We start from the raw sequence: 2,174 nt of genomic DNA on the forward strand, positions 1-2,174 counted from the left end.
GTCCCCGCAGTGCTCGCGGCGGTGCTGTACGGCTGCGCCTGGAGCTACCTGCACACCACCCTGCAGACCTGGCTGCCGGGCGCCGGTCCTGCCGGATCCGAGGGCGGTACCGCCTCGCTGTTCGCCACCTCGGGGATGCTGGCCGGGGCGCTGACCGTGACGGCCGCCGCCCCGCAGCTCGACCACGGCTGGGCCGGCTGGCTGTTCGGCGCCGAGGCGGTGGTCGCGCGCTTCCGGGAGCTCGGCGGCCGGGCGCCCCACGACTCCGAGGAGGCCGCCCTGGACGCGCTGCTCGCCGACCCCGGGGAGCCGGGGGCGGAGGCGGGGCCGGCGGACGTGGACCCGGGGTCACGCCGGGCGGCGGCCACGGTGCTCGACGAGGTGGCGCAGTACCTCGGCGTGGGGATCGGCAACCTGGTCAACCTGATCAATCCCGAGCTGATCGTGCTCGGCGGCTGGGCCGGACTGCTGCTCGGCCCGCAGCTGCTGCCGGGGATCCGGGAGGCGGCGGCCCGCCACGCGCTGCACCACCCGTTCGGGCAGGTGCGGATCGTGCTCGGCGAGCTGGGACCGGACGCGGTGGCGCGCGGCGCGGCGACGCTGCCCGTGGAGCGGTTCCTGGCCGGCGGTGGCACCCGGCCGCGCAGCGGCTGACCGGCCGGGTGGCCGCGGACCCGCTCGGGTGCCGGGGGGGCGTGCGCGGTGGGCCGCGAGGCGGGAAGCTTGGTCGCATGACCTCCTCGCCCGCGGACCGCGTCCGGACGTTCCAGGGGCTGCCCACCCGGCCGCTGCGCCCGGGGGGACTGGCCCGGGTCGCCACCGTGGTCGAGGCGCCGGCCGAGGAGCGTACCGAGGTCCGGTACGACACGGCGGGACGGCGGCTGGCCGAGCACGGGATCGACCTGCGGCGGCTGCGGGTCGCGGTGGAAGCGGTGTCGGGCGGCGGCAGGGACGGGGAGGGCGGGGCGACGGGGGAGTGGCGGCTGACGCTGCCGACCGGCACCGAGCTGAGCTTCCCCGCAGCCGACACCCTTCCGCAGGAGGCCGACGACCGGGTGCGCGCCTATGCCGGGAACCGGCCGCTGGGGCCGGTGCGGGACGTGCGCGTCCGGCGCGAGCGCACGGTGTTCCTGGACCGGCGCGGGCGTCCGCTCGCCGAGCTCGACCGCTCCGAGGTGGTGGCCCGCCCCGTCGCCCGGGCCCGGGGCCTGGTCGAGGGCTGGGCGTGCACCGAGATCCGGTTGCTGGAGGGCGGCGGGCGCCGACTGCTCGACGCCCTGGGCCGGCGGCTGCGCGCGCAGGGCCTGCGGCCGGGTGAGGCGGACGGGGCGGGCGACGGGGCAGTGGCCGGCGGGGCGAGCGGCCCGGGTCGGGCCGGACCGGCGGCGGACACCTCGCTCGGGGCGGCCGTCACCGGCTACCTGCGGCTGCACTGCGCCGAACTCCTCGCGCTGGACGGCGCGGTCCGGCGCGACGAGGAGGACTCGGTGCACCGGATGCGGGTCTGCGCGCGCCGGCTGCGCAGCTGCCTGACGTCCTGCCGGCGGTACCTGCGCGGACCGGCCGGCGACCGGCTGGCCGAGGAACTGCGGTGGCTGGGACAGGCGTTGGGTACGGCCCGGGACGCGGAGAGCACCGGCGAGCGGCTCGCGGCCCAGGCGGTCCAGGCGGCGCGGGCGGCCCAGGGCGCCCAGGCGGCCGCGATGCTGGACGACCTGGCCGGGCGGATCACCGACCGGTTCCGCCGCCGCTACCGGGACGCCTACCGGCAGGTGCGCGAAGTCCTCGACAGCGAACGCTACTTCGACCTGCTCGCCGCCCTGGAGGAGCTGGCCGCGCGGCCGCGGCTGCGGGCCCGGGCCAAGCGCGGGTCGGCGCGCGGGACCGCGTCGCTGGAGCGGCTGCTGCGCCGCGAGCAGGTGCGCACCGACCGGCGGATGCGCGCAGCGCCGGCCCTGCCGGCGGGCCCGCACCGCGACGAGGCGCTGCACGCGGCCCGCAAGGCCGCCAAGCGGACCCGCTACACCGCCGAGCTGGCCGGCCCCGGCGGCGCGAAGCTGGCCCGCCGGATGCGCGCGCTGCAGGAGGGGCTCGGCGCCTACCAGGACGCCGTGGTCGCCGAGGAGCTGCTGCCGTACCTCGCCGCGCAGGCACGGGCGGAGGGGGAGGACACC

Annotated in this window: 2 protein-coding genes; both read left to right on the top strand. The window is 79.2% G+C overall.

What is annotated here, in order from left to right; translation table 11 throughout:
• The coding region (locus ABD323_RS33380; RefSeq protein WP_344445810.1) for an ROK family protein at positions 1-654 on the top strand (654 nt) is incomplete at its 5' end.
• A gap of 77 nt (positions 655-731) precedes the next feature.
• A partial coding sequence (locus ABD323_RS33385) for a CHAD domain-containing protein (RefSeq protein ID WP_344445811.1) occupies positions 732-2,174 on the top strand: 1,443 nt, incomplete at its 3' end.

Origin of the sequence: Kitasatospora nipponensis, from assembly GCF_039528135.1 — a bacterium.
Classification (GTDB): domain Bacteria; phylum Actinomycetota; class Actinomycetes; order Streptomycetales; family Streptomycetaceae; genus Kitasatospora; species Kitasatospora nipponensis.